Genomic DNA, 24,741 nt, shown 5'->3' with positions numbered 1-24,741 from the left:
CTCGCCGCGGAGCCAGTCATGCGCGTCGGCCGCTTTCATTCGACCGACACCCAGGAGCACTCCGATGACAGCTCAGCAGCCCAGCCGCATGCCGTTCCAGCGCTACCAACCCTTCGAGCCGATCCGGCTGACCGACCGCACCTGGCCCGACCAGGTCATCACCAAGGCCCCGCGCTGGTGCGCCGTCGACCTGCGTGACGGCAACCAGGCGCTGATCGACCCGATGGACTCCCACCGCAAGCTCCAGATGTTCGAGCTGCTGGTCCGGCTGGGCTACAAGGAGATCGAGGTCGGCTTCCCGGCCGCCTCCCAGACCGACTTCGACTTCGTACGGCAGATCATCGAAGAGGACCGGATCCCCGGCGACGTGGTGATCCAGGTGCTGACCCAGGCCAGGCCCGAGCTGATCGAGCGCACCTTCGAGTCGCTGCGGGGCGCCAAGCAGGCCATCGTCCACCTCTACAACTCCACCTCCACGCTGCAGCGGCGGGTGGTGTTCGGCATGGACAGGGAAGGCGTCACCGCCATCGCCGTCGAGGGCGCCAAGCTGGTCAGGAAGCTGGCCGAGGCGAGCGACGTCGACGTCTACTACCAGTACTCGCCGGAGTCGTTCACCGGCACCGAGCTGGAGTACGCCGTCGAGGTGTGCGACGCGGTCAACGAAGTGTGGCAGCCCACCCCCGACCGCAAGGTGATCATCAACCTGCCGGCGACGGTCGAGATGGCCGGCCCCAACGTGTACGCCGACCAGATCGAGTGGATGCACCGCAACCTGAAGCACCGCGACTCGATCATCCTGTCGCTCCACCCGCACAACGACCGCGGCAGCGCCGTGGCCGCCGCCGAGCTGGGCTACATGGCCGGCGCCGACCGCATCGAAGGCTGCCTGTTCGGCAACGGCGAGCGCACCGGCAACGTCTGCCTGGTCACGCTGGGCATGAACCTGTTCTCCCAGGGCGTCGACCCGGAGATCGACTTCAGCGACATCGACGAGATCCGCCGCGTCGTCGAATACTGCAACCAGCTGCCCGTCCACCCCCGCCACCCGTGGGGCGGCGAGCTGGTCTACACCGCCTTCTCCGGCTCCCACCAGGACGCCATCAAGAAGGGCTTCGAACACCTGGAGGCCGACGCCGAGGCCGCGGGCGTCCCCGTCGACTCCCACACCTGGGCCGTCCCCTACCTGCCCATCGACCCCAAGGACATCGGCCGCACCTACGAGGCCGTCATCCGGGTCAACAGCCAGTCGGGCAAGGGCGGCGTCGCCTACATCATGAAGGCCGACCACCAGCTCGACCTGCCGCGGCGGCTGCAGATCGAGTTCTCCAAGGTCGTGCAGGCCCGCACCGACGCCGAGGGCGGCGAGATCACCCCGGCTGACATGTTCGCCATCTTCCAGGACGAATACCTGCCGACGCCCGGCAACCGCTGGGGCCGGCTCGGCCTGATGGCCCATCGCCACGACTCGACCGTCGACGAGAAGGTCCGCCTCAACGCCGACGTCCGCGTCGACGGCGAGATCCGCGAGATCGAAGGCGTCGGCAACGGCCCCATCTCCGCCTTCATCGACGCCATCGGAGCCGCCGGCATCAAGGTACGCGTCCTGGACTACGTCGAGCACGCGCTGAGCGCCGGCACCGACGCCAAGGCGGCCTCCTACATGGAGTGCGAGGTCAACGGCGCGGTGCTGTGGGGGGTCGGCATCGACGCCAACACCACCACCGCCTCCCTCAAGGCCATCATCTCCGCGGTCAACCGCGCCTCCCGCTGACCGTTTTCCTGCACCGCCCTGCATGATCTGCGGGGTTCCGGTGCCCGGCATACCGCCCACAAGGCTCGATGCCTCTTTCTCGACCGCGCCTCTGCTGACCATGGGGGTGCGGTCGAGGTGTTTTATTTGGTGTTGAGTTCGCAGTTGTGTATTTCGGCGTAGCGGTTCTGGGCGATGCGCATCAGGTCGGTCAGGTCTTTCATGGCGTCTCGGCCTTTGGCGACTTGGGTCAGGTAGATGTCGATCATGCGTTCTTTGTCGCCGCAGGTGAATTTGGCGCATACCTGGTACGGCTGGTCGGCCAATATGCTATCCGTCAGATAGGCGACCATGCCATCGCCAAGATCGGCGGGAAGAGCAACTCCGCCGTGGCGTGTATACAAGTTGCGCTTGCCGTTGATTAGAAATTCCAAGTGCTCTAATGGCATCCCTGGCCCTTCCTGCCTCCACCACACTTCAAGGGGCGGTGTAGCTGTATCTGGGATCCGGCAGTCGCCATTTCTGTCAGTGCCCTTACTGGTATTGGTGAGGGGTGCGTTTATGCCGCTGATCAGGCGGAATGCTTGCTCGGGAATAAAACTACAAACGTATGGAGGTGTATCTATGGCCTGCCTCAGGTCTGGCGCCGGTGTGGCGACTATCAGCTTCTCCGGCGTACAGGAGGCGAGTACAGCAACTGCAGACAGGGCCACGATGAGCATGTGGAAACGGCTCATCTGCCACCTCCAGAGGAGGAACCACCGTCTAGGCCGAGGTAGTCGTGCACCTCGCTAGTCCGACGGAAAGTGCCGTTGAAAGTACCGAGAGTCTCGCTGCTTCCACCCGTTTTCCTCGCCCATTCGAGAAACAAGCTGTACTCCTGCCGGGTCATCTCATTGAAAGACTTGATCCTAGGAGGATTGCCGGTCACGAATGGTTCATGTTTCACTTCCATACCGTCAAGCATTCCTTTGTTTAGCATGGCCGTTCCAAACATTTGCTCTGCCAATCGCTCCACTCCAAGACGGTTGTCCGCCAATGTCCGATACGTCTCGTCGAGATCGTGGCGCAGTTCGGCCATTCGTTGGGCTACGTGTTGAGAGAGTTGGTCGTACGCGGCTCCGGCGAGCTTCTCGTAACCGTTGCCGGTCAGCTCACCGAACGCACCAGAAGCAAGGGTGCTCACTTGCTTGGCCCCGGGTATCGGTAGCAGACCGATAGCATCAGCCACCATCTGCTTCAGCGCCTCGTCCGCCTTCTTGTCGTCCAATCCTTGAGCGATCAGTACCTGGCGTCGGGTTTCCACGAGGTATTTGAAGGGAGTTGCCTCCTCTACGGCACGATCCAATAGATACTGTGCGGTGTCACCCTTGTCGATGCGTCCGTTCCCATTGAGGTCAAATCTCTCTACATCGGCTTTCGTAAAGCCGAATCGTTCAGCGTTGGAGGCATCGAGTCCGACAGGAGGAGCGCCTGCAAGCGCTGCTCGCATGTGCTCAGTCTGCGCCCGCACCAAGACTTCAAACCCTGGGTCGTTGGATGTAGCAAGCAGCAGGGCATATGCCATGTCTTGGGGAGCGACTTCGCCGAACGTTCCACGATTCAGGTAGAGCTTCGAGAGCTGGTCGATGTTGGCGGAGATGGCGCGAGCCAATGGGTAGCCCAGTGGTGCGTACCGGTCGAATGTCTCCCGGTCCTTGATCTTCAGTTTTTCGCCACCCTGCTTGAAGGCCCCGCGCACCTCGTTGGAAATGGTCTTCGTCATCTGCGCGGCCAGTTTTTGGGAGGTGGCGTCCTGCCCGGTCGTCGCTGTGATCAGCATGCCGTTGATCGGCTCGTAGTCGTCCAGGTACTGGGAAGCACCCCACCGGGTCGTAAGCAGATACTCCAGCACCGACTCCCCCCACCCCGGCGGAGTGTGATCCAGCAGAGCATGCGATGCCTCCCGGCTGGACTTCGCCGCATGGAACAGGCTCTCCACCATCGACGAGGGCTTCTCGGTGATCGGATCCTTCGCAGATACTCCCCACCTCAACAAAGCCCCGAGGCCGAGCGAGCCGGCGAGGTCGACGATGGGGACCTGCGCACCGCCGAACGCGCGACCCAGCGCATCCTTGCTCGCCGCCCATGCGTCCTCACGCTGCTCGCGCTCGTAGACGATCACATCCCGCCCGACAACCTCCATGAACTCCTTCGAATACGGCGGCTCCCCGTCGTGAGCACGCCAGATGAGCGCCAGAGCCTGGTAACCCAGGTACTTCCCGCCGTCCGCCCCGTGCTGGGCCCGCCCTTCCTTCACCAGGTCCGCCAGGAAGCCGTCACCCTGGTAGGAGGAGTTCTTCCGGTTGGTCCCCTTGGCCAGGATGGAGCTCAGCGTGCTGAGGACGTTCCGCCCTGAGGTGGAGAGCCGATTCTTGCGATCGGAGTCCCCGCGCGTCACGGCGTCGCGCAGCATCGTGGCGAGCGAGCCGGCCATTCGCGTCACACCCCGGGCGCCGATCGTGCCGAGGAACGCCTTCACGAACTCCGAATCCCCCGTACGTGACGCGTACTTCTCCAGGTCCGCCAGCGCCTTGTCGTCCCCGTCGGCCACCTTCGAAGCCGCCCGCCCGGCGAGCGTCCCGTCGAGCAGGGCCTTGGCGTCATCCAAACGGTCGGGCATCTCCACGAAGCTTCCGGCGGGAGTGCTCCTGCCCAGAGACACCCTCTGCCGGTGCAGCTCGTGGGCGAGGTTCTGCCGCCGTCGCAGGTCGTCGGCCTGCGTGGTGACCCGTCGGGCCAGCTCGCGCAGCCGCGCCGCCGGTGCGGTGTCGAGCCCGGCGCCCTGAAGCTCGCGGTGGAGCGCCTGCGCCAGGGCCTCCAGACGCCCGGCGGCCTCGGTGTGCTTGCCCGCCATCAGGTCGAACTCGGCCCGCTTGACCCCGCTGAACCCGCTCATGGCGTGACCGGGATCGAGGCCAGCTTCTGGTTGGCGCTGCGTACGGCCTGCGCGAGCATCGCCTGCAGTTCCCGCTGGTCGGCGCGCACCTGGGCGTCGAACCGGGTGCCCGCCGGCCCCACCCACGCGTCGCACTCCATCAGACGGCAGGAGTGGGTGAGGGCCCACCAGTGCTCGTCCGACAGTCGCTGGATCCGCTCCGCCGCGGCCCGCATCGCGTCGCGATCGAGGTCAGCCACGATGATCCCCCCCGTACGGCTCGCTCCACCAGAACCAGATCAGGAGGCGGCGTCCCCCATGTCGTTCAGACGGTAATCAACAACACATCAACAGAACAAGCGAAACCACGGTGAAAGTACGAGTGCGCGCGAGATCTGCCAGAAAATGTACGGTTTTGCCAGGTAAAGCGGTGGCTGCCGGGTCACGATGAAGAGACGTCGCGCAGCAAGAATCGACCGAGATCAACGCCTGAAAACAATGAAACCCTGGCCGTGATCGTTGAAAACAACTGAAAAGGCCAGGGTGATCAGGAAATCAGCATCGTGTCTAGTCGAACTCGCCACCCTTCACGCCACTGATGAATGCGGCCCACTCGCCGGAGGTGAAGATGAGGGCTGGTCCGGAGGGGTTCTTGCTGTCGCGGACGCCCCGGCGTCCGCCGGAGAGTTCGGCCACTTCGACGCAGTTGCCGCCGTCGGGCCCGGATCTTGTGGACTTACGCCACACGGCTGTGTCGAGTTCTCGCGTCAGCTCGTCCATCGCTGCAGCGTCTCCTTGATCAGCTCTAGGGATTCACGACGGGACAGTGCTTCAGAGCGAATCCCTTCATATCTGTATGTTAGGACGCTTACGTCCTCTGGTCGCTCTGTCACTCGGCTCATAACCCCAGCGGATTCGACGTATGCCGTGTCGAAGACGCCATGTGCCTGCGCGATGGCGAATCCTCCTGCGAGCCCGGTCGTGGAGTAGGCGTTGAGAGGAAGGACCTGAATCGTGGTCCGAGGGGTCCGGCCGGCTTCGAGGAGGCGAGTGAGCTGTGCTGACATGATGGCGGGGCTGCCGATCGGGCGATGCAGGACCGCCTCGTCGATCACGGCCCACAGCAACGGCGGCTTGGGGCGTCCGAGGATGGTCTGACGTTCCATGCGGGCGACCACCTGCTCCTGGACCTGCTCGGGTGTCACGCCGACATCGCCGCTCAGCACCGCCCTCGCGTAGTCCTCTGTCTGGAGCAGCCCAGGCACCACCAGCGGCTCCCACGTCCGGATGGCCTCCGCCGTCGCCTCCACATCCAGCCACGGCCGGAACCACGGCGGTGCCGCCGCGTGACTGACCATCGGCCAGAGGCGCATCAGTGCGCCCTCCGCCTCCAGCGCCTCGTCGCAGTGGCGGGCGAACTCCTCCGTCGGCGACCGCCTGGCCGTCTCGATCATGCTGATCGTCCCGACGGAGTAGGACACCGCCTTCGACAGCCGGATCTGCGACCAGCCACGGACCTTGCGGTGGCGCCGCAGCTCGAAACCGAAGAGCGCAGTCGGCGAATCGGCGGGGCACAGCTCGCTTTCCTTGGGCACCTGACCTCCCGGGGGGTTGCCGCCGCGTTTCAACAGCTCTTTCATTGAAACGGTTGATGGCGCATCGAAGTCAATTGACTACTGATCGTAGTCAGTATTTGGGATGGTCGGAAGGTCGATCAGGGCCGAGTTCTCCGAATGGGTGAGGGAATGAAAACAGCGGGGCCCAGAGTGGTCGGTTCGATTCGGTTGATGTGCCTTCGGGAGTCCGTCTCGTACGCCCGCGCGCACGTCCGCGACTGGCTAGGAGGTGATCATCCTGCCATCGACGATGTCGTGCTCGCGGTGTCCGAACTCGTGACGAACGCCCTGCGGCATTCGGACGCACGGCCGGGCGACTTCATCGGCCTCACCGTCACGGACGTAGGAGGGCTGGTCCGCGTGGAGGTGCGTGACCCCGGTACGGCGTTCTCCGGGCCGTACGTCCGCCAGGAGTCGGAGGCAGAGGACGGCCGAGGGTTGCTGATCATCCGCGAGATCTCCCAGGACTGGGGGATCGGTGAGCATGGACGCGGGCTGGGTCGTACGGTCTGGTGCCTCATCCCGGCAGACGCGGGCTCCCGGGTCCGGGGAGCGCGCCGTGACATCCTGACGGGATGAGGATCGCGGTGACCGGGGCGACCGGGCATATCGGTGGCGGGGTGGCGCGGCGGCTGGCCGGGGCCAGGTCGGAGCAGTTGCTGGTCGTACGGGACGCGAGCCGGGCGCCGAGGCTGCCCGGGGCGGAGGTCGCGGAGGCGGAGTTCGGGGACCGTGAGAAGGTGCGCAGGGCGCTGCAAGGCGTCGACGCCGTCCTGATGGTGTCGGCGTCGGAGTCCGCCGACCGGCTGGAGCGGCATTTCGCCTTCGTCGACGCCGCTGCCGAAGCGGGCGTCCGGCACCTCGTGTACACGTCGTTCGCCAACCCGGGACCGGACGCCGCCTTCACGCTGGCGCGCGACCACTGGGCCACCGAGGAGCGGATCCGCGCCTCGGGGATGGCGTTCACGTTCCTGCGCGACAACCTGTACGCGGACTTCCTGCCCGACATGGCCGGGGAGGACGGGGTGATCCGCGGCCCGGCGGGGGAGGGCCGGGTGGCGGCGGTGGCCAGGGACGACGTCGCCGACGTGGCGGCGGCCGTGCTGGGCGACCCGGCCGCGCATGAAGGAAGCACGTACGAGCTGACCGGGCCGGAGGCGCTCACGCTGGCCGAGGTGGCGAAGATCCTGACCGAGGCGACCGGGCGTGAAACCAGGTACCACGCCGAGACGGTCGAGGAGGCGTACGCGTCGCGCGCCTCGTACGGGGCACCCCGGTGGCAGGTGGACGCCTGGGTGTCCACGTACACCGCGATCGCCGCGGGGGAGTTGGAGCGGGTCACGGGGGATGTGGAGGAGCTCGCTGGACATCCGGCGACGAGCCTGGCGGAGCTCGTCCGCCGGGGTTGACCGCGCGATTGTCACCGGCCGACCGGAGCGGGTGACGGGACATCCGGCGACGGGGCTGGCGGAACTTCTCCGCCGGGGCTGGCCACCGCGATCGGCGACGGAAGCCGAGGCGGCCGAATAGTGAACGTTGCGTTTCTTAGCGATGACGCCTACCCTCCTTAGAGAACGACTCGTTCTCTAAGGAGGTGGCGGGATGGTCGTCGTCCTGACCGGGCTGATGCTCTGCATGCTGCTCGGCGCGCTCGATCAGACGATCATGACGCCCGCGCTGCCGTCCGTGGCCGGCGACCTCGGCGGGCTCGACCAGATGCCCGCCGTGATCACCGCCTACCTGGTGGCCGCGACCGTCGTGATGCCGGTGTACGGCAAGCTCGGCGACCGGTTCGGCCGCAAGCCGCTCATGCAGGTCGCCATCGTGATCTTCGTGGTGGGCGCGGTCCTGTGCGCCACGGCCGCGAGCATGCCGCAGTTCATCGCGTTCCGCGCGGTGCAGGGCGTCGGCGGTGGCGGGCTGATGATCGGCGCGCAGGCCGTCATCGGCGAGGTCGTCAGCCCGCGCGAGCGCGGCCGCTATCTCGGGCTGATCGGGGCCGCCTATGTGGTGGCCGCCGTCGGCGGGCCGCTGATCGGCGGGTTCCTCATCGACAGCGCCGGCTGGCGGTGGATCTTCGCCATCTACCCGCCGCTGGGGCTGCTCGCCTTCGTCGTGCTCACCGTCACGCTCAAGCTGCCCAGGCCGGAGTCGCGCGCGCCCGTCGACATCGCCGGAGCGGTCACGCTCGGCCTGGCCGTCGTCGGCGTGGTCATGCTCGGCCAGACGAGGAACGTGGCGTTCCTCGTCCTGGCCGCGCTCGCCGTGCCGGCCTGGCTGGTCACCGCACGCTACGCGACCGACCCGATCCTGCCGCTCCGGCTGTTCAGGGACCGGGCGTTCGCGGTCCCGGTGCTGATCAGCCTGCTCATCGGGTTCGCGCTCTTCGGCACCCTCACGTACATCCCCGCCTACCTGCAGATCGCCCACGGCGCCTCGGCGACCGGGGCAGGGCTGCTGGTCACCGCGCTCATGGCCGGTGTGCTGACCACCACCGTCGTCTCCGGCAGGCTCATCACCAGGACCGGCCGCTACAAGCGCTACCCCGTCGCGGGCACCGCGCTCGCCGCGGCCGGGCTGGCCGTGCTGCCGTTCGCCGCCGGCGACGCGGCCGCGCTGGCCGGCGTGCTGGCGCTGATCGGGCTCGGCGTCGGGCTCGTCATGCAGGTGATGGTGCTGGCCGCGCAGAACGCCGTCGCGTACGCCGATCTGGGCACGGCCACCTCGTCGGTGACGTTCCTGCGCCAGATCGGCGCCTCCGCCGGCGTCGCCCTGGTCGGCGCGCTCATCACCTGGCGCTTCGCCGGCGGTATGCCCGGCGCCGGCGCCCCCCTGGACACCGCCGCGCGCGCCGCCTTCGCCGAGGCCGTGCCGCCGGTGTTCGCGGCCATGTCGCCGCTGCTCGGCGTGGCCTTCCTGCTCGCGCTGGCGCTGCCCGCGCGACCTCTCCGCACCACCGCTCACGCACAGGAGACCTCATGACACTCGTCGCCCCCCTGAGCTCGTTCCGCCGCGGCGACCTCGCCCTCGCGGGCGGGAAGGGAGCCAACCTCGGGGAGCTGATCGCCGGCGGCTTCCCCGTCCCCGCCGGATTCGTGGTCACCACCGCCGCCTACGACCTGGTCGCCGCCGGTCACGCCACGCGCGCGTACTTCGAGAAGCTGGAGATCCCCGAGACCCTGCGCGGGGCGATCCTGACCGCGTACCGGGAGCTCGGCGGCGGGCCGGTGGCCGTGCGCTCCAGCGCCACCGCCGAGGACCTGCCGGGCGCCGCGTTCGCGGGGCAGCAGGACACCTACCTCAACGTCGTCGGCGAGGACGGGCTGATCGACGCGGTCCGGCGCTGCTGGGGCTCGCTCTGGTCCGAGCGCGCCGTCGCCTACCGCGACCGGCTCGGCCTCGACCACGCCGAGGTGCGCATCGCGGTCGTCGTGCAGCGCATGGTGGCGGCGGAGGCGGCGGGCGTGATGTTCACCGCCGACCCCGTCACCGGCGACCGCGGGCGGCTCGTCGTCGACGCCGGCACCGGGCTCGGCGAGGCGGTCGTGTCCGGCCTCGTCACCCCTGATCACTACGTGCTCACGCCGCGGGGCGAGATCGCCGAGTTCGCGCCCGGCCGCCGTGAGGTGGTCGTCCGCGCCCTTGCGGGCGGCGGCGTCAGCCACGAGACCGGCGACGGCGCGCCCGCCGAGCGGCTGCCCGGCGGCGTGCTGCGCGAGCTGGCCGGGCTCGGCACCGCGGTCGCCCGTCACTTCGGCCGCCCCCAGGACATCGAGTGGACGTACGCGGGCGGCGAGGTCAGCCTCGTGCAGGCCCGGCCGATGACCGCGCTGCCGCCGCCCCCGCTCGGCAAGCTCGGCCCGATCCGCCGCAAGCTCGGCACCGTCCTGATGGAGTACTTGCCGGTACGCCCCTATCCGATCGACATGTCCACCTGGGTGCCGTACGGGCCCGCCGGGCTCATGGCGCAGGTGACCCGCAACTTCGGCCTGCGGGGGGCGTTCGACCACTTCATCGAGGAGCAGGACGGCGTCGCCTACCGGCTGGTGCCGCCCCGCCCGCACCCCTCGCCCAAGCTGCTCGTCGCGCCGTTCCTGATCTTCGCCAAGGCCCGCCGGTACGATCCCGCCCGGTGGAGCGGCGACCCGCGCTTCCAGCGCTACCTCGACGACGTGCGCGAGCTGACGAAGCTCGACCTGGCCGCGCTGCCCTGGCCGGAGCTGGTCAGGACGCCGCGCAGGGTGCTGGCCGCCGTGCGGCCCGTGGCCGGCCTGCGCACGGACTACCTGCCGCGCAGCGGGCTGTCGCTGCTGCGGCTGCGCGCCGCGCTCAAGCTGCTCGGCCGTACGGACCTGTTCGGCGCGCTGATCGCCGGCGCCCGCACCCGCACCAGCGACGCCAACCGGGCCCTGGAGGAGCTCGCCGAGCAGGCCAGGAACACCGGCGCGCTCGCCCGGGACCCGATGCCCGAGGCTTTCCAGGCGGCGCTCCGGGAGTTCCTGGCCGAGTACGGCCACCGGGAAGGCGCCAGCCCGCTCCTGGTCACCCCGCCGACCTGGGCCGACGGACCCGAGACCGTGCTCGACCTGATCAGGGTGCTGGCGGCGGAGCCACCCCGGTCCGAGCCCGGCGACGACGCGATGGACCGGCTGCTCGCCCACCCGCGGCTGCGCGGCGCCCGCAAGCGGGACAAGATGGTCCGCAAGGTGCACGCCGCCCGCGCGGGGATCGCCTTCCGTGAGGACAGCCACTTCTCCTTCACGATGCCGCTGCCCGCGCTGCGCCGGTCCATCGTCGAGATCGGCCGCAGGCTGCGCGACGCGGGCGTGCTCGACGCTCCCGAGGACGTCTTCCACCTCAGGCTGGAGGAGCTGGAGGCGATCGAGGACGTGGCCGCTCTCGGCGGCGAGCAGGGCCGGCGGCTGCGCGCGAGCGCGACCGCCCGGGCCGCCCGGCGTGAGGAGCTCGCCGGCGTGCGGCTCATCGACCTCCGGGCCGTCTTCCCGGCCCGCGACGCCGGTGACGCGCTCGTGGCGGGCACCCCCGCGAGCGCGGGCACCGCCACCGGGCCGGTCAAGGTGGTCCGCGACCCGTCGGAGTTCGGCAGGCTCGAACCCGGTGACGTGCTGGTCTGCCCCTACACCAACCCGTCGTGGACGCCGCTGTTCCAGCGGGCCGCCGCGGTGGTCGTCGACACCGGAGGCATCACCTCCCACGCCGCGATCGTGGCCAGGGAGTACGGCATCCCCGCGGTCATGGGCACCGGCGAGGGCACCTCCCTGCTGGCCGACGGGCGGCAGGTCACGGTCGACGGCGGCTCCGGTGTGGTGGTGGAGGCTCGGTAACATGGCTGAGATGGTCACCGACCACCGCAAGCTGCCCCGGCGCCGGGGCGAGGAGCTCGCCGCCGCCATCTACCGGGCGACGCTCGACGAGCTGGCCGAGAGCGGCTACGCCAAGCTCACCATGGAACGCGTCGCCGAGCGGGCCAGGGCGAGCAAGGCCTCGCTCTACCGCCGCTGGCCCACCCGCGTCGCGCTGGTCATGGACTCGGTCTACCACTCGCTGCCGGCCCTGTCCGACGTCCCCGACACCGGCAGCCTGCGCGACGACCTGCTGACCGTGCTGCGCGGCACGGCCGACATCCTGTCCGGCCCGGCGGGCGAGGCGATGCGCGGGCTGCTCTCCGAGGCGCTGCGCGACGAGGCCAGCGCCCGCACCTTCAAGGAGAACTCGCAGGGCGCGGGCCGCAAGATGATGGCCGAGATCGCCCGCCGCGCCGTCGAGCGCGGCGAGATCTCCGGGGACGCGGTCACGCCGCTCCGCCTCGACACCGGCCAGGCCCTGCTCAGGCAGCACTTCCTCTTCCAGGGGCCGCCCATCCCCGACCGGCTCGTCGTCGACATCGTGGACGAGGTCCTGGTGCCGCTGCTGACCCGGAGCTAGGCGGCCGGCCGCCTGTGGAACAGGGCGCTGCGCACCACCCGGCTGACCAGCTCGTCGCGCTGGTTCAGGCCCCGGTGCTCCAGCTTGACGATGCCCTGCGTGGGGCGTGACTTCGACTCCCGGGCGTCCAGGATGGTCGACACCACGCGGATCGTGTCGCCGTGGAAGACCGGGGCCGGCATCTCGACCACCTCGTAGCCGAGGTTGGCCACCGTGGTGCCCAGCGAGATGTCGGTCACGCTGAGCCCGATGACCAGCGAGAGCGTGAACAGGCCGTTCACCACCCGGGTGCCGAACTCCGAGTCCTTGGCGAACTCCTCGTCCAGGTGCAGGGGCTGGGGGTTCATGGTCAGCGTGCTGAACAGGACATTGTCCGATTCGGTGACGGTTCTCCTGATCTGGTGCTCGATGACCAGTCCGGGGGTGAGTTCCTCGAACCACAGGCCCACTGCGGCCTCCTCTGCCTAGAACTACGAACGAACGATCGCTAGTATAGCGTCACGGTCAGTGTTCCCACGCGGAAGGGGCCGCTATCGTGATACGAACGATCGATTGTTCGGAGGTGTTGGCGCTGAAGCACGACTGCACGCCGGTGGGGCGGGTGCCATGAGACGCGCCGAGCGGGTCGACGACCCGGACCGCCACTCCTGGGAGGAGCCCGGCGTCTACCAGGTGGCGCCGGGCGTGCACCGGGTCCCGCTGCCGATCCCGGAGGACGGGCTGCGCGCGGTCAACGTGTACGTGCTCGAAGGCGACCACGGGCTGACCCTCGTCGACGCCGGCTGGGCCATGCCCGAGTCCCGGGCCGTGCTCGGCGCCGCGCTGGAGGCTCTCTCGTACGGCGTGGACGACGTGTCCGAGATCCTGGTGACGCACGTGCACGTCGACCACTACTCGCAGGGCGTGACCCTGCGCGGCGAGAGCGGCTGCGGGCTGCGCCTGGGCGAGCACGAGCGGCCCTCGCTGGAGGCGCTCGGTTCCGGCGACGAGATGGAGGGCGCCACGCAGCTCGCCCAGCTCCGCCGCCACGGCGGCGAGGAGGTCGTGAGCGCGCTGGACGCCATCGGCTACGGCACGGGCTCGGACCCGGCCAAGTGGGAGCCGCCGGACGAGTGGATCACCCACGGCCGCCTGTTCCAGGCCGGCCGCACCGGGCTGCGGGCGCTGCACACCCCGGGGCACACCCGCGGCCACGTCGTGTTCGACGACGCCGGGCACGGCATGCTGTTCACCGGCGACCACGTGCTGCCGCAGATCACCCCGTCGATCGGGTACGAGAGCAGGACGGGGGCGCTGCCGCTGCGTGACTTCATGGACTCGCTGGGGGCCGTGCTCGACCTGCCCGACCGGCTCATGCTCCCGGCGCACGGGCCGGTGCGCTCCAGCACCCACGCGCGGGCGACCGAGCTGCTGGCCCACCACGAGCAGCGCCTGGACGCCTGCGCGGCTCTGCTGGACGGGCGGCCGCGCACCGCGTACGAGGTCGCGGGCGGGCTGGGATGGACCAGGCGCGAGCGCCGGCTGCGCGACCTCGACCCGGTCAACCGGATGCTCGCGGTCTGCGAGACCGCGGCGCATCTCGACGTGCTCGCGGCCGACGGCCGCTGCGGGCGGACAGAACAGGGCGGCGTCGTCCGCTACCTACAGGAGGCATCATGAGCAGCGCGCTCACCGGATATCCCGAGGCCGGTCAGAAGATCAGCACCGCGGCGATCACCATCACCGAGTCGCACGTGGTCTCCTGGGCCTCGCTCACCGGCGACTGGCTGCCGATCCACACCGATCGGGAGTACGCCGCGCGCAGCCGGTTCGGCGAGCGGATCGCGCACGGGCCGCTCACGCTCGCCATGGCGCTCGGGCTGAGCACGCGGAGCCAGGTCATCGACGGCGATCGGACGACCGCCTGGCTCGGGCTGAACGACCTGCGCGCGCTCGCCCCGGTGCTGATCGGCGACACGATCAGGGCGGTGGTCGAGGTGACGGAGGCGCGTCCCGCCAAGCGCGAGGGACAGTTCGTGGTGACGCTCTCGTACCGCGTCGTCAACCAGCGCGAGGAGGACGTGATGACGTTCACCAGCATCCTGCTGATGTCCGCCGAGGCGCCGTGACCCGGCGCTGAGAACGCGTGCGGGCCGGTCCGAGGGGACCGGCCCGCACGCGTTCGCGGTCAGAACGAGCGGGGCAGCTCCAGCAGCCGTTCGCCCAGGTAGTTGCGGACCATGTCGTTGGCCAGCGGCGCGAACACCCACAGCCGCACGTCCCTGAACCAGCGCTGCATCGGGAACTCGCGGCTGAACCCGGCGCCGCCCAGGATCTCCATGCCGTCCTGGGTCACCTTGACCGCCGCCTCCGACGCGGCGATCTTGGCCATGGACGACAGCAGGTCGGCCCGCCCGCCTGCCGCCTCGACGGCCGCCGCGCGGGCCAGCAGCGAGCGCGCCGACTCGATGGCCAGCGCCCCGTCGACCAGCCGATGCTGCACGGCCTGGAAGGAGCCCAGGGTGGAGCCGAACGCGGCCCTGCCTCGCGCGTACTCGACGGCGGCGTCCAGCGCCCCGCTCGCCGCGCCGATCGCGCCCGCGGCGGCGTTGATGCGCTCGCGGTTCAGCGTCGCCACCACCTGGCGGAAGCCGGCGCCGACGGCCCCGACGACCGCGCTCTCGGGCACCGCCACGTCGTCGAAGAACACCTCGCAGGTGTCGAGCCCGTGCACGGCGACGGTGGGCAGCTCGCGGACCTGGAGGCCGGGGGAGCCCGCCGGGACCAGGAACATGGTCACGCCGTCGACGGACGAGCCCTCGGCCGGGGAGGTGCGGGCCAGCACGACGAGGGCGTCGGCGCCGAGGGCGCCGGAGATCCACGTCTTCTGGCCCGACAGCAGCCAGTGGTCGCCCTCGCGGCGGGCGGTGGTGCGCATGACGCGGGCGATGTCGGTGCCGCCCGCGGGCTCCGAGAGCGCGAAGGACACCTTGGCCGCCCCGGTGTGCAGCCGGTCCAGCCACTCCTCCCGCTGCTCGGGGGAGCCGTTGGTGCCGAGGATGTGCGTGATCATGTACTGCACGACCATGTGCACCGCCATGGAGGTGGGGCCCGCGGCCAGCTCCTCGATGACGGCGGTCTGGTCGCGGATGTCGCCGATCCCGCCGTGGTCGGGGTGCCCGCCGACCGCGTGCACGCCGAGCCGGCGCAGCGCCTCGTGCAGCTTGTCGTCGAACCGTTCCTGCTCGTCCAGGCGGAGCACCTCGGCGACCGGGCTGGTCGCGGCGATGAGCCTGCGCAGCTCGGCCCGCAGCTCGGCGCGCTCTGGGGTGTCGCTGATGGGGTCGGCCTGCCTGCCGGCGGCGTCGGTGAGAGGTCTCATGCGGTTGCTCCGGGTGGCTCAGACGGGGTAGACGCCGTTGCGGCGGGCGGGCGGCGTCTTGCGCTTGCGCCGGTAGACGTCGAACCGGTGGATCAGCTCGCGCCGCAGGTCCTCGTAGCTGACGACGGCCTCCACGGCGTTCTCGTTGGCGATCTGGAAGACGTCGATTTGCTCTTCGTACTCCGAGCGCAGCTCGGTGACGAGCTTCTGCCGCTCCTTCTCGTCCTCGATCGCCATCACCCGGTTGAAGTGGATGCCGGCGATCGCGGCCTCGGGTCCGAGCAGGGCGGGCTTGGCGGTGGGCAGCGCGAGCACCGCGTCGGGGTTCATCGGGCTGCCCGACATGCCCAGGTAGCCGCCTCCGTACGCCTTCCGCACGATGACCGCGACCCGCGGCACCCGGCTCTCGGCGACGGCGAACAGCATCTTCGCGCCGTGCCGGATGATGCCCTCCTTCTCGGCCACCGTGCCGAGCATGTATCCGGGTACGTCGATGAGGAAGAGCAGCGGCACGTTGTACGCGTTGCACATCCAGACGAACCGGGCCGCCTTGTCGGAGGAGTCGCTGAACAGCACGCCCGCCTTGACCGCCGACTGGTTGGCCACGATGCCGACGGGCGCCCCGTCCAGGCGGGCGAACCCGGTCACCAGCTCGGGCGCGAACAGCTCCTTGTGCTCGAAGAAGGAGTCGCAGTCGACGACGGCGTCGATCAGCTCGCGCACGTCGTACGGGACGGCCTGGTTCTCCGGGACGATGGAGCGCAGCGACTCGGTCGGCCGGGGCTCGCGGCCCGCGGCCCTGGGCGGCTCGGCCTCCCAGCTGGAGGGCAGGTAGGACAGGTAGAGGCGGATGGCCGCGATGGCCTCCTCCTCGGTCTCGGCGAGCAGGTCGCTCAGTCCGGAGACGCGGCTGTGCAGGTCGGCGCCGCCCATCTCCTCCAGGGTCACCGATTCGCCGGTGACCATCTCGGCGACGCGGGGCGAGCCGATGTAGGCGGTGGCGGTGCCGCGCACCATGATGATCACGTCGCACAGGGCGGGCACGTAGGCGGATCCCGCGGGGGAGGGGCCGAACAGCGCGCAGATCTGCGGCACCCGGCCGGAGATCTGCACCTGGTTGTAGAAGATGTTGCCCCAGGCGTGGCGGCCGGCGTAGCTCTCGAACTGCTCGTCGATGCGGGCTCCCGCCGCGTCGACGAGGTAGACCAGGGGCAGCCCGAGCTCGTCGGCCAGGAGCTGCATCCGGGTGATCTTCTCGAAGGTGCGCTTGCCCCAGGTGCCGGCCTTGACCGTGTAGTCGTTGGCGATGACGCACACCCGGCGGCCGTCGACGCTGCCGATGCAGGTCACCACGCCGTCGCCGGGCAGCCCGTCGGCGTGCCGGGCCAGCAGGCCGTCCTCGAAGTCCTCGATGTCGTCGAGGAGGAGCCGGAGCCGGTCGCGGACGAGCAGCTTGCCGGCGGCCTCGTGCTTGTGGCGGTTCTTCTCGCTGCCGCCGAGCCGGGCTGCCCGCAGGCGGGCCTGGAGCTCCTCGTGGATGTCCGCCTGCGGCGGGGGATCGAGGGGAACGGTGGAAGTCATAGGTGTTCGTCCCATCAGACACGATGCGGGCTGTGGCAGGTGCGGGAACCGAGTCCGCGCACGTCAGGAAGCTGCTCGACCCAGGATTACCTACGAACGATCGTTCGTCAAGCGGTCGGTGTCGGCGGGAGCAGCTCGGTCTCCGAGGCCAGGAACCATTCCAGCGCCTCGATGAAGTGCTCCTCGTGCGCGCGCAGCGGCCCGGCCTCCGGGCTGTCGAAGGCGGCCTTCACCGCGCGCACGTCGTCGAACCAGAGCTCGGCGGAGCCGTCCCAGGGCCACTGCTTGCGGTGCTCGACCGCCGGGTTCTGCCGGTAGCCGCGCAGGCCGGGCAGGGCCAGCACGAGCGCCGGATGCTCCTCCTGCCAGAAACGCAGGAACTCCTCCCGGCTCAGGCCGGGCTTGCGGCGGATGACGGCGACGACTTTGATCATTTCTTCCTCTCCAGCGCCGCGGTGGGCGCGTAGGCGGCCAGCAGCCCGCTGATGACCTCGTCCAGGGGCAGACGCCCGTTCTCGCGGTACCACGAGGCGACGTGCACGCAGATGGCGACCCCGGCGTAGGTGGCCATCTTGACGTCGGGAACCGAGACGGTGCCCCCGGCGGCGCACTCGCGCAGGATCGACTCCAGCAGGCGCTCGTAGCGGTCGCGCAGCTCGACCACCCTGGCCCGGTTGTCCTCCGACAGCGAGCGCAGCTCCGTGTTGCCGACCAGCGCCTCCAGGCGGTGCTCGGCATGGAACCTGATGCCCTCGCTCATGAAGGCCAGCAGCCGCTCCTCGGGGGTCGCGGCGGCCTCGACCCGGCGCTCGGTGATGCTGAGCAGCTGCTCCATGACCTCGGTCATGATGGTCGCGAGGAGCTGCTCCTTGCTCTTGATGTGGTTGTAGAGGCTGGCGACCTGGAGCCCCACCGCGTCGGCGAGCTGCCGCTGCGAGGTGGCCTCGAAGCCCTGCCGATGGAAGAGCTCCACGGCCGCGCTGCGGATGGCCACCGCGGTGGGGACGGTGCCGTCACGTGATCCTCGGGTGGTCTCGGCCATGGTTGTCGTTCCTCTCCCTCAGGGGCGGATGCCTGTCATCGATCATGTGGCCGACAAGGACCATACTGCGGCCGGTGGCCTAGAACGCATCGCTCAGCTCGCGCAGCCGGTGCAGGATCTCGTCGGACCGGCTCGCGGAGCGCCAGCCCAGGTCGAAGGTGAGACGGGTCGCGCCGGATTCGACGAGGTCGCGCAGATACTCCTCGAAGGCCGGGGTGAAGACGTCGCCGGCGCGGGCGGCGATCCGCAGCGTGATGTCGAGGCGGTGCGGATCCTTGCCCGCCCCGGCCGCCTCGGCGCGCAGGGTGGCGACCACCTCGCGCAGACGCTCCGGTTCCATCCGGCCGCCGGCGATCGTGCCGAACCAGCCGTCGCCGCGTGAGGCGGCCCGGCGCAGCGCGGCCGGCGACTCGCCGCCGATGAGGATCGGCACCCGCTCCTGGACGGGTGTCGGGTGGGTGCGCACGCCCGGCGGCACGGTGAACGGCCCGTACTCCCCGGGCGGGGGAGCGCCCGTCCACGTGGCGCGCATGAGGTCGATGGTCGCGTCCATCCGCTTGCCGCGGGCGGCGAACGGGACGCCGAGGGCGTCGAACTCCTCGGCCAGCCAGCCCGCCCCGGCGCCCAGGCTGACCCGGCCGCCGCTGAGCCGGTCGAGGGTGGCCAGCTGCTTGGCCAGCAGGATCGGATGGCGATGGGGGATCACCGCCACGGCCACGCCGAGCCTGGTCGTGGTCGTGGCCGCGGCGAGGAAGGAGAGCGCCACCACCCAGTCGTACCAGTCGGAGTCCGCCGGGAGGTAGAACTCGCCCGACTCGCTGAACGGGTAGCGCGAGCGCGGCTCCTCGATCAGGACGGTGTGGTCGCTGACCCACAGGCTCTCGAACCCCCGCCGGTCGACCAGGGCGGCCATGCCGCGCATGCCGAGGCCGTCGGTGTCGTGCTCGCCGGGCGGCAGGTGGATGCCGAAGCTGCAGGTGGTGCGGGTCACAGCGGGGTCCTCTCGGTCATCAGCTATACTAACGAACGATCGTTAGGAGTGTACACATGTCTTCAGTGCCCTTCGCCCTCCCACCTCGCCGGCTCGTGCTCGGCGACCTGGTGACGTCCTCCAGGACCGGGGCCGTCGTGCTGACCGTCTCCGGCGCCGCCCTCATCGGGCTGCTCGCCCAGGTGGCCGTGCCCCTGCCCGGCACGCCCGTCCCGCTGACCGGGCAGACGCTGGGCGTCCTGCTGGTGGCCGCCGCGCTCGGCCTGCGGCGCGGTGTCGCCGCGACCGCCCTGTACGGGGCCGCGGGGATCGCGGGCGTGCCCTGGTTCACCGGGGCCGCGTCCGGCTGGTCCGGCATGAGCTTCGGATACGTCCTCGGATTCGTGGTCGCGGCGGTGGTCGCCGGAGCGCTCGCCGAGCGCGGCTGGGACCGCGCGCCGGGCCGGGCCATGGCCGCGATGGCGCTGGCGAACGCCGTCATCCTCCTCTGCGGCAGTGCCTGGCTGGCCGCTCTGCTCCGCCTGGACCTCTGGCAGGCGATCCAGATGGGCGTGCTCCCCTTCCTGGCGGGCGACGCCGTCAAGATCGCCCTGGCGGCCGCGCTGCTCCCCGCGGCCTGGCGGCTGTCCGGATCGAGGGCCCGCCGGTGAGCGCGGCCTCCCAGCCGCGGGCCGCGCTCCGCCACGGCTCGCGGCTCGCCATGACGGCCGCGGAGATGGACGCCTTCCTCGCCGGCGAGCGGTTCTGCCGGGTGGCCACCGCCGGGCCTGACGGGGATCCGCACGTCAGTCCGCTCTGGTTCGCCTGGGACGGCGCGGCGCTCTGGCTGTGCTCGCTGGTGAGCAGCCGCCGGTTCGCCGACCTGACGGCGCGGCCCCGGGTGGCCGTCGTGGTGGACGCCGGGGACGCGTACGGAGAGCTGCGCGGGGTGGAGATCCGGGGGACCGCCCGCGTCGTGGGCCCGGCGCCGTGGGACGGCGTCGTGACGCCGGACCTGGCCGAGGCGGAACGGCTGTTCACGGAGAAGTACCCCGAGCAGCGGCACGTGCGCAGGAAGGGCCGTCACGCCTGGATACGCGTCGAGCCGGAGCACACGAGCACCTGGGACTTCCGCAAGAGCGCCCGCTAACGCGGCGCCCGGAGACAGCGGGGCCGGCGGCCACGAGCACGCCGGCCCCGAACCGGGCGTCCGTCGGTACGGTGGCGGCGTGGCCCGGGTTTCGGTCACCAGGACGCCGGGCGCACCGCGCCGCTCGTCAGCAGGCGGTCGATCTCCGCGGGGGAGAGGTCGTGCTCGGCGAGGAGGGCGCGTACGTCGGACCGCGCCGGTTCGGCGTGCGGGGCCGAGGTCGCCGGGGTGCCGCTGAAGCGTGGCGCCGGGGCGGCGTGGCCGCCCACGTAGGTGCCGCGCGCTGCCAGGTGCTCGTGGCGGGTGGCCTCCTGCGCGGACAGAACGGGTGTGACGCAGGCGTCGCGCCCGCCGAACACCGCTTCCCAGTGCGCCCGCGGATGCTCACCGAACGCCGCCGAGAGCGCCTCGGCGATGGCCGGCCAGCGGGATCGCTCCAGCCGGCCGTCCACCAGGTCGGCGCGCCCGGCCAGCCCGAGCCCGTCGAGCAGTTCCAGGTAGAACGGCTCCTCCAGCGCGCCCACCGCGACGTGCCCGCCGTCGGCGCACCGGTAGACCCGGTAGAAGGGCGCGCCCCCGTCGAGCAGGTTGGCGCCGCGCTCCCCGGTCCACCGCCCGGCGGCCGTGAGCCCGTACACGATGCTCATGAGCGCGGCCACGCCGTCGACGATCGCCGCGTCGACCACCTGGCCGCGCCCGGTGGCGCGGGCGGACAGCAGCGCCGAGGTGACGCCCAGCGCGAGATAGAGCGCGCCCCCCGCGTAGTCGCCGACGAGGTTGATCGGCGGCACCGGGGGCCCGCCGGCGGTGCCGATCCCGTGCAGCGCCCCGGTGAGCGCGATGTAGTTGATGTCGTGCCCGGCCGTCTGAGCCAGCGGCCCGTCCTGGCCCCAGCCGGTCATCCGTCCGTACACCAGCCGGGGGTTGACCGCGAGGCAGTCGGCGGGGCCGAGGCCGAGGCGTTCGAGCACACCGGGCCGGAAGCCTTCGAGGACCGCGTCGGCGCGGCCCGCCAGCCGCTTGGCCACGGCCACGCCGTCGGGCGACTTGAGGTCCACCGCGAGGAACCGCCGGCCCCTGTCGATCACCGGGTTGTGCGGGTTGGTGGGGGCGGCGGGGCCGGGGCGGCGCAGGGTGACGACCTCCGCGCCGAGGTCGGCCAGCGTCATCGCGCAGAAGGGCACCGGCCCCTGCCCGCCCAGCTCGACGACCCGCACGCCGTGCAGCGGGCCGCTCATGCGCCCGCGAGTTCCAGCAGCTCGCGGGCGGTCCGCACGTGGGCGATGTCGATGTGCTCGCCCTCGAAGTCGACCGCCGCGCGCCCGTCGGCCTCGGCCGCCTCGAAGGCGGCCACCATCCGGCGGTAGCGGTCCAGCTCCGCCTCGGTCGGCCCGTACGTGGCATTGATCGTCGCGACGTGCGACGGGTGCAGCAGCACCTGCCCGCGGAAGCCGAGCCGCCGGTTCTGCGCGGTGAACGTGGCGAGCCCGTCGAGGTCGTGCACGTCCTGCCAGATCCCGCAGATCGGGTGGGAGATGCCGGCGGCGCGGCAGGCCACCAGGGCGCGGCTGCGCAGGTACAGCGTCTCCAGGCCCTCCAGCGTCCACTCGAAGCCGATCTCCCGTGCGATGTCGGCGCCCTTGGCCGCGGCGACCAGCAGGGACGCGACGCGCGGAGTGGCCGCGGCCAGCTGCTCGCAGTTGCCCACGGACTGGGCGGTCTCCAGCGTGGGCACCAGCTCGACGGAGCCCGGCTCCAGCCCTCGCTCGGACTCGAAGTGGCCGACCAGCGCGTCGAAGCGGATCACGTCCTCGGCCGTGCGGATCATCGGCAGCAGCAGCGCGTCGACCCCGGCCCGCACCACGGCGGCCAGGTCCTTGCCCACGTGCGGCGTGCCGAGCCCGTTGGGGCGCACGACCACGCCCACCTCGGGGTGCTCGGCGCGCAGCCGGTCGACCGACTCCGCCACGGTCGCCCGGGCCTCGGCCTTGCTCTGCTCGGGGACGGCGTCCTCCAGGTCGAGGATGACCGCGTCGGCGCCGGCGCGGACCGCCTTGTCCGCCCAGTCGCCGCGATGGCCTGGCACGAACAGCAGGGACTTGTAGGGCTTCATCGCGGCTCCGTCCGGGGGCGTCTTGACATGGGAGTTCGCATGAGCCAAGAATACGAACGATCGCTCGTTTGTCAAAGGAGGACATGCCCGTGGATCGGCTTCGCTTCGATCTCAGCCCGACCCGCATCCTCGCCGCCGAGATCACCGCGGACACCGGCCAGAGCGCCGGCGCCATCCGGGTGGCGGGTGTCCACCGCGGGGTGGGGGCTTCGGCGATATGGCTGGGCAAGGTCAGCAACGAGCCCGCCTACCGGTCCGTGCCGCACCACCACGCCGAGGCCGAGACCGCGGGCTACGTGCTCAAGGGCAGGGCCCGGATCTACTTCGGCGAGGGGTACCGCGACTACTACGACCTGGAGGAAGGCGATTTCGTGCACGTGCCGCCGTGGATGCCGCACATCGAGTGCAACCGCAGCGCCGACGCCGAACTCGTCTGGATGACCGCACGCACTCCCGACAACCTCGTCGTCAACCTCGACGACGTCGACCTTCCCCCTTCGGAGTACACGACGTGAGTTCCCCCTCCCACTTCCGCAAGGTGCTCGTCGCCAACCGGGGTGAGATCGCCGTCCGGGTCGTCCGCGCCTGCCGCGACCTCGGCATCGCCTCGGTCGCGGTGCACTCGGACGCGGACGCGGGCGCGCTGCACGTCCGCCTCGCCGACGAGGCGTGCGCGCTGCCCGGCACCTCGCCGGCCGACACGTACCTGAACGTGGAAATGATCATGAAGGCGCTGGCCGAGAGCCAGGCGGACGCCGTGCACCCCGGCTACGGCTTCCTGTCGGAGAGCACGGCGCTCGCCGAGGCGGTCACCAGGGCCGGCAAGACGTTCATCGGCCCGCCCGCCGACGCCATCGCCGTCATGGGCAGCAAGGTCACGGCACGGCAGGCGGCCGAGCGGGCCGGGGTGCCGCTGGTGCCCGGCAGCGACGGCCCGGTCACCTCGGGAGCCGAGGTGCGGGCCTTCGGCGAGCGCCACGGCTACCCGATCACGGTCAAGGCCTCCTACGGCGGCGGCGGGCGCGGGATGCGCATCGTGCGCGACGGCGCGGAGGGGGACGACGCGGTCGCGGCGGCCCGGCGCGAGGCCCAGGCCTACTTCGGGCAGCCGGAGGTCTACCTGGAGCGGTACCTGGAGCGCCCCCGCCACGTCGAGGTGCAGATCGTCGCCGACACCCACGGCGCCGTGGTCTCCCTCGGCAACCGCGACTGCACCGTGCAGCGGCGGCACCAGAAGCTGATCGAGGAGGCGCCCTGCACGGTGATCTCCGACGGCACCCGGCAGGCGATGGACGAGGCCGCCGTGGCGCTGGCCGCGTCCGTCGGCTACGTGGGCGCGGGCACGGTCGAGTTCCTGGTCGAGGACGACGCGTTCTACTTCCTGGAGATGAACACCAGGCTCCAGGTGGAGCACCCGGTCACCGAGCTGGTCACCGGCGTCGACCTGGTCGCCGAGCAGCTGCGGGTGGCCGCCGGGCTGCCGCTTTCGGTCCGCCAGGAGGACGTGACCGTGCGCGGTCACGCGCTGGAGATGCGGATCAACGCCGAGGACCCGGCCGGCGGGCTGTTCCGGCCGACGCCCGGCACGCTCACCGAGGTGCGCCCGCCGCTCGGCTTCGGCGTCAGGTTCGACAGCGGGTACGAGGCCGGCGACACGGTCAGCGAGTACTACGACGGGCTGCTCGGCAAGCTGATCGTGCACGCGCAGGACAGGCCCGCCGCCATCGCCAGGGCACAGCGGGTGCTGGAGGAGCTGCGGGTTTCCGGCGTGGCCACGACCAAGCCCGCCCACCAGGCCGTCCTGCGGCACCCGGTGTTCACCGGGGACCGCCACCACACCACGTGGCTGGAGACCGACGCCGAGCTGAAGCCGGCCCTGGCCCCCGAGAGCTCGCCCGCCGAGGCCGCGCCGCGGCCGGCGGGGGACGACCGGTCCGTCGTCGTGGTCGCCGGGCGCGAGTACTGGGTCCCCTACGTCGCCGAGCAGGCGTCGGCGGCCGCCGCCCCGCCGCAGGCCGCGCCCCCGCCGTCCGGGTCGGGTCCGCGCCGCGCCGCCGGGATGTCGGGCTCCTCGGACGGTGTCGTCCGCGCTCCCATGCAGGGCACGATCGCCGCGGTGTCGGCCCAGGTCGGCTCGGAGGTGGCCGCGGAGGACGTGGTATGTGTCCTGGAAGCTATGAAGATGGAGAACCCGGTCACCGCGGGCAAGGCGGGCCGGGTCACCGAGGTCCGCGTGACGGTGGGAGCCGGCGTCTCGCCCGGCGACACGCTCGTGGTCATCGAGTGATCGAGAGG

The 24,741-nt window shown here is 70.8% G+C and carries 25 protein-coding genes; 12 read left to right on the top strand and 13 right to left on the bottom strand.

The window, feature by feature from the left end:
• The first annotated feature begins 64 nt into the window (after positions 1-64).
• On the top strand, positions 65-1,771 hold the full coding sequence (leuA, locus tag FR742_RS26355; RefSeq protein ID WP_148033427.1) for a 2-isopropylmalate synthase: 1,707 nt from the start codon (positions 65-67) through the stop codon (positions 1,769-1,771).
• Positions 1,772-1,893: 122 nt separating this feature from the next.
• Here the strand turns inward: leuA and FR742_RS26350 are convergent, their stop codons facing one another.
• From FR742_RS26350 to FR742_RS26330, 5 genes are all read right to left on the bottom strand, one after another.
• Positions 1,894-2,487 carry a hypothetical protein gene (locus FR742_RS26350; RefSeq protein ID WP_148033426.1) on the bottom strand — a complete coding sequence of 198 codons (594 nt, stop codon included), beginning with the start codon at positions 2,485-2,487 and terminating at the stop codon, positions 1,894-1,896.
• Positions 2,484-4,688: a hypothetical protein gene (locus FR742_RS26345; RefSeq protein WP_148033425.1), complete on the bottom strand. Its 2,205-nt coding sequence runs from the start codon at positions 4,686-4,688 to the stop codon at positions 2,484-2,486. The genes FR742_RS26350 and FR742_RS26345 overlap by 4 nt, the downstream gene beginning before the upstream one ends.
• A complete protein-coding gene (locus FR742_RS26340; RefSeq protein WP_148033424.1) occupies positions 4,685-4,927 on the bottom strand; it encodes a hypothetical protein in 243 nt (80 codons plus the stop codon). The genes FR742_RS26345 and FR742_RS26340 overlap by 4 nt, the downstream gene beginning before the upstream one ends.
• 307 nt (positions 4,928-5,234) lie before the next feature.
• Entirely contained in the window at positions 5,235-5,447 is a 213-nt protein-coding gene (locus FR742_RS26335) for a DUF397 domain-containing protein (protein ID WP_148033423.1), read from the bottom strand.
• Positions 5,435-6,307, bottom strand: a complete 873-nt coding sequence (locus FR742_RS26330; RefSeq protein ID WP_148033422.1) for a helix-turn-helix transcriptional regulator — start codon at positions 6,305-6,307, stop codon at positions 5,435-5,437. Before FR742_RS26330 ends, FR742_RS26335 begins: the two co-directional genes overlap by 13 nt.
• Before the next feature lie 147 nt (positions 6,308-6,454).
• Between FR742_RS26330 and FR742_RS26325 the strand changes: the two genes are divergently transcribed.
• The 5 genes from FR742_RS26325 to FR742_RS26305 all read left to right on the top strand — a co-directional run bounded on the left by FR742_RS26325 (position 6,455) and on the right by FR742_RS26305 (position 12,229).
• Entirely contained in the window at positions 6,455-6,862 is a 408-nt protein-coding gene (locus FR742_RS26325; RefSeq protein ID WP_187281310.1) for an ATP-binding protein, read from the top strand.
• Complete coding sequence (locus tag FR742_RS26320) at positions 6,859-7,692, top strand: SDR family oxidoreductase (protein WP_148033420.1); 834 nt, start codon at positions 6,859-6,861, stop codon at positions 7,690-7,692. The genes FR742_RS26325 and FR742_RS26320 overlap by 4 nt, the downstream gene beginning before the upstream one ends.
• 193 nt (positions 7,693-7,885) lie before the next feature.
• On the top strand, positions 7,886-9,265 hold the full coding sequence (locus FR742_RS26315) for an MFS transporter (RefSeq protein ID WP_148033419.1): 1,380 nt from the start codon (positions 7,886-7,888) through the stop codon (positions 9,263-9,265).
• Positions 9,262-11,628 carry a PEP/pyruvate-binding domain-containing protein gene (locus FR742_RS26310; protein ID WP_148033418.1) on the top strand — a complete coding sequence of 789 codons (2,367 nt, stop codon included), beginning with the start codon at positions 9,262-9,264 and terminating at the stop codon, positions 11,626-11,628. Before FR742_RS26315 ends, FR742_RS26310 begins: the two co-directional genes overlap by 4 nt.
• Before the next feature lies 1 nt (position 11,629).
• Complete coding sequence (locus tag FR742_RS26305) at positions 11,630-12,229, top strand: TetR/AcrR family transcriptional regulator (RefSeq protein ID WP_222709061.1); 600 nt, start codon at positions 11,630-11,632, stop codon at positions 12,227-12,229.
• Here the strand turns inward: FR742_RS26305 and FR742_RS26300 are convergent.
• Positions 12,226-12,678, bottom strand: coding sequence for a MaoC family dehydratase (locus FR742_RS26300; RefSeq protein WP_222709060.1), 453 nt, complete (start codon positions 12,676-12,678; stop codon positions 12,226-12,228). The genes FR742_RS26305 and FR742_RS26300 overlap by 4 nt on opposite strands.
• Positions 12,679-12,835: 157 nt before the next feature.
• Between FR742_RS26300 and FR742_RS26295 the strand changes: the two genes are divergently transcribed.
• Entirely contained in the window at positions 12,836-13,888 is a 1,053-nt protein-coding gene (locus tag FR742_RS26295) for an MBL fold metallo-hydrolase (protein WP_148033417.1), read from the top strand.
• A complete protein-coding gene (locus FR742_RS26290; RefSeq protein ID WP_187281309.1) occupies positions 13,885-14,337 on the top strand; it encodes a MaoC/PaaZ C-terminal domain-containing protein in 453 nt (150 codons plus the stop codon). Before FR742_RS26295 ends, FR742_RS26290 begins: the two co-directional genes overlap by 4 nt.
• A 59-nt stretch (positions 14,338-14,396) precedes the next feature.
• Here the strand turns inward: FR742_RS26290 and FR742_RS26285 are convergent, their stop codons facing one another.
• The 5 genes from FR742_RS26285 to FR742_RS26265 form a co-directional block, all read right to left on the bottom strand.
• The gene (locus FR742_RS26285) at positions 14,397-15,590 is read right to left on the bottom strand and encodes an acyl-CoA dehydrogenase family protein (RefSeq protein WP_148033415.1); all 1,194 of its coding nucleotides are present in this window, start codon (positions 15,588-15,590) and stop codon (positions 14,397-14,399) included.
• Between the two features lie 18 nt (positions 15,591-15,608).
• Complete coding sequence (locus tag FR742_RS26280; RefSeq protein ID WP_148033414.1) at positions 15,609-17,171, bottom strand: acyl-CoA carboxylase subunit beta; 1,563 nt, start codon at positions 17,169-17,171, stop codon at positions 15,609-15,611.
• 107 nt (positions 17,172-17,278) lie between these two features.
• A complete protein-coding gene (locus FR742_RS26275) occupies positions 17,279-17,605 on the bottom strand; it encodes an EthD family reductase (RefSeq protein ID WP_148033413.1) in 327 nt (108 codons plus the stop codon).
• Positions 17,602-18,213 carry a TetR/AcrR family transcriptional regulator gene (locus FR742_RS26270; protein WP_148033412.1) on the bottom strand — a complete coding sequence of 204 codons (612 nt, stop codon included), beginning with the start codon at positions 18,211-18,213 and terminating at the stop codon, positions 17,602-17,604. Before FR742_RS26270 ends, FR742_RS26275 begins: the two co-directional genes overlap by 4 nt.
• Before the next feature lie 79 nt (positions 18,214-18,292).
• Entirely contained in the window at positions 18,293-19,204 is a 912-nt protein-coding gene (locus tag FR742_RS26265; protein WP_148033411.1) for an LLM class F420-dependent oxidoreductase, read from the bottom strand.
• A gap of 56 nt (positions 19,205-19,260) precedes the next feature.
• On the opposite strand from FR742_RS26265, the gene FR742_RS26260 reads away from it, so the two are divergent.
• Together FR742_RS26260 and FR742_RS26255 are read left to right on the top strand one after the other, a co-directional pair.
• Positions 19,261-19,854, top strand: a complete 594-nt coding sequence (locus FR742_RS26260) for a biotin transporter BioY (RefSeq protein WP_148033410.1) — start codon at positions 19,261-19,263, stop codon at positions 19,852-19,854.
• The gene (locus FR742_RS26255; protein WP_222709059.1) at positions 19,851-20,333 is read left to right on the top strand and encodes a pyridoxamine 5'-phosphate oxidase family protein; all 483 of its coding nucleotides are present in this window, start codon (positions 19,851-19,853) and stop codon (positions 20,331-20,333) included. Before FR742_RS26260 ends, FR742_RS26255 begins: the two co-directional genes overlap by 4 nt.
• Positions 20,334-20,428: 95 nt before the next feature.
• On the opposite strand, the gene FR742_RS26250 is transcribed toward FR742_RS26255, so the two are convergent.
• Positions 20,429-21,571: a CaiB/BaiF CoA-transferase family protein gene (locus FR742_RS26250; protein ID WP_148033409.1), complete on the bottom strand. Its 1,143-nt coding sequence runs from the start codon at positions 21,569-21,571 to the stop codon at positions 20,429-20,431.
• Complete coding sequence (locus FR742_RS26245; protein WP_148033408.1) at positions 21,568-22,446, bottom strand: CoA ester lyase; 879 nt, start codon at positions 22,444-22,446, stop codon at positions 21,568-21,570. Before FR742_RS26245 ends, FR742_RS26250 begins: the two co-directional genes overlap by 4 nt.
• An 89-nt stretch (positions 22,447-22,535) precedes the next feature.
• Between FR742_RS26245 and FR742_RS26240 the strand changes: the two genes are divergently transcribed.
• Positions 22,536-22,961: a cupin domain-containing protein gene (locus FR742_RS26240; RefSeq protein WP_222709058.1), complete on the top strand. Its 426-nt coding sequence runs from the start codon at positions 22,536-22,538 to the stop codon at positions 22,959-22,961.
• Positions 22,958-24,733, top strand: coding sequence for an acetyl-CoA carboxylase biotin carboxylase subunit (locus tag FR742_RS26235; protein ID WP_148033406.1), 1,776 nt, complete (start codon positions 22,958-22,960; stop codon positions 24,731-24,733). The genes FR742_RS26240 and FR742_RS26235 overlap by 4 nt, the downstream gene beginning before the upstream one ends.
• The last annotated feature ends 8 nt before the right edge of the window (positions 24,734-24,741 follow it).

The sequence above is a fragment of the Nonomuraea sp. C10 genome, assembly GCF_008017515.1.
GTDB lineage: Bacteria > Actinomycetota > Actinomycetes > Streptosporangiales > Streptosporangiaceae > Nonomuraea > Nonomuraea ferruginea.
This window is presented reverse-complemented; position numbering and strand designations above follow the sequence as displayed.

Excerpts from the sequence above, each read along its gene's own strand:
- leuA (WP_148033427.1), top strand. The coding sequence starts at position 65 with ATGACAGCTCAGCAGCCCAGCCGCATGCCGTTCCAGCGCTACCAACCC.
- FR742_RS26350 (WP_148033426.1), bottom strand. The coding sequence starts at position 2,487 with ATGAGCCGTTTCCACATGCTCATCGTGGCCCTGTCTGCAGTTGCTGTA.
- FR742_RS26345 (WP_148033425.1), bottom strand. The coding sequence starts at position 4,688 with ATGAGCGGGTTCAGCGGGGTCAAGCGGGCCGAGTTCGACCTGATGGCG.
- FR742_RS26335 (WP_148033423.1), bottom strand. The coding sequence starts at position 5,447 with ATGGACGAGCTGACGCGAGAACTCGACACAGCCGTGTGGCGTAAGTCC.
- FR742_RS26330 (WP_148033422.1), bottom strand. The coding sequence starts at position 6,307 with ATGAAAGAGCTGTTGAAACGCGGCGGCAACCCCCCGGGAGGTCAGGTG.
- FR742_RS26325 (WP_187281310.1), top strand. The coding sequence starts at position 6,455 with ATGTGCCTTCGGGAGTCCGTCTCGTACGCCCGCGCGCACGTCCGCGAC.
- FR742_RS26320 (WP_148033420.1), top strand. The coding sequence starts at position 6,859 with ATGAGGATCGCGGTGACCGGGGCGACCGGGCATATCGGTGGCGGGGTG.
- FR742_RS26315 (WP_148033419.1), top strand. The coding sequence starts at position 7,886 with ATGGTCGTCGTCCTGACCGGGCTGATGCTCTGCATGCTGCTCGGCGCG.
- FR742_RS26310 (WP_148033418.1), top strand. The coding sequence starts at position 9,262 with ATGACACTCGTCGCCCCCCTGAGCTCGTTCCGCCGCGGCGACCTCGCC.
- FR742_RS26305 (WP_222709061.1), top strand. The coding sequence starts at position 11,630 with ATGGCTGAGATGGTCACCGACCACCGCAAGCTGCCCCGGCGCCGGGGC.
- FR742_RS26295 (WP_148033417.1), top strand. The coding sequence starts at position 12,836 with ATGAGACGCGCCGAGCGGGTCGACGACCCGGACCGCCACTCCTGGGAG.
- FR742_RS26290 (WP_187281309.1), top strand. The coding sequence starts at position 13,885 with ATGAGCAGCGCGCTCACCGGATATCCCGAGGCCGGTCAGAAGATCAGC.
- FR742_RS26285 (WP_148033415.1), bottom strand. The coding sequence starts at position 15,590 with ATGAGACCTCTCACCGACGCCGCCGGCAGGCAGGCCGACCCCATCAGC.
- FR742_RS26280 (WP_148033414.1), bottom strand. The coding sequence starts at position 17,171 with ATGACTTCCACCGTTCCCCTCGATCCCCCGCCGCAGGCGGACATCCAC.
- FR742_RS26275 (WP_148033413.1), bottom strand. The coding sequence starts at position 17,605 with ATGATCAAAGTCGTCGCCGTCATCCGCCGCAAGCCCGGCCTGAGCCGG.
- FR742_RS26270 (WP_148033412.1), bottom strand. The coding sequence starts at position 18,213 with ATGGCCGAGACCACCCGAGGATCACGTGACGGCACCGTCCCCACCGCG.
- FR742_RS26260 (WP_148033410.1), top strand. The coding sequence starts at position 19,261 with ATGTCTTCAGTGCCCTTCGCCCTCCCACCTCGCCGGCTCGTGCTCGGC.
- FR742_RS26250 (WP_148033409.1), bottom strand. The coding sequence starts at position 21,571 with ATGAGCGGCCCGCTGCACGGCGTGCGGGTCGTCGAGCTGGGCGGGCAG.
- FR742_RS26245 (WP_148033408.1), bottom strand. The coding sequence starts at position 22,446 with ATGAAGCCCTACAAGTCCCTGCTGTTCGTGCCAGGCCATCGCGGCGAC.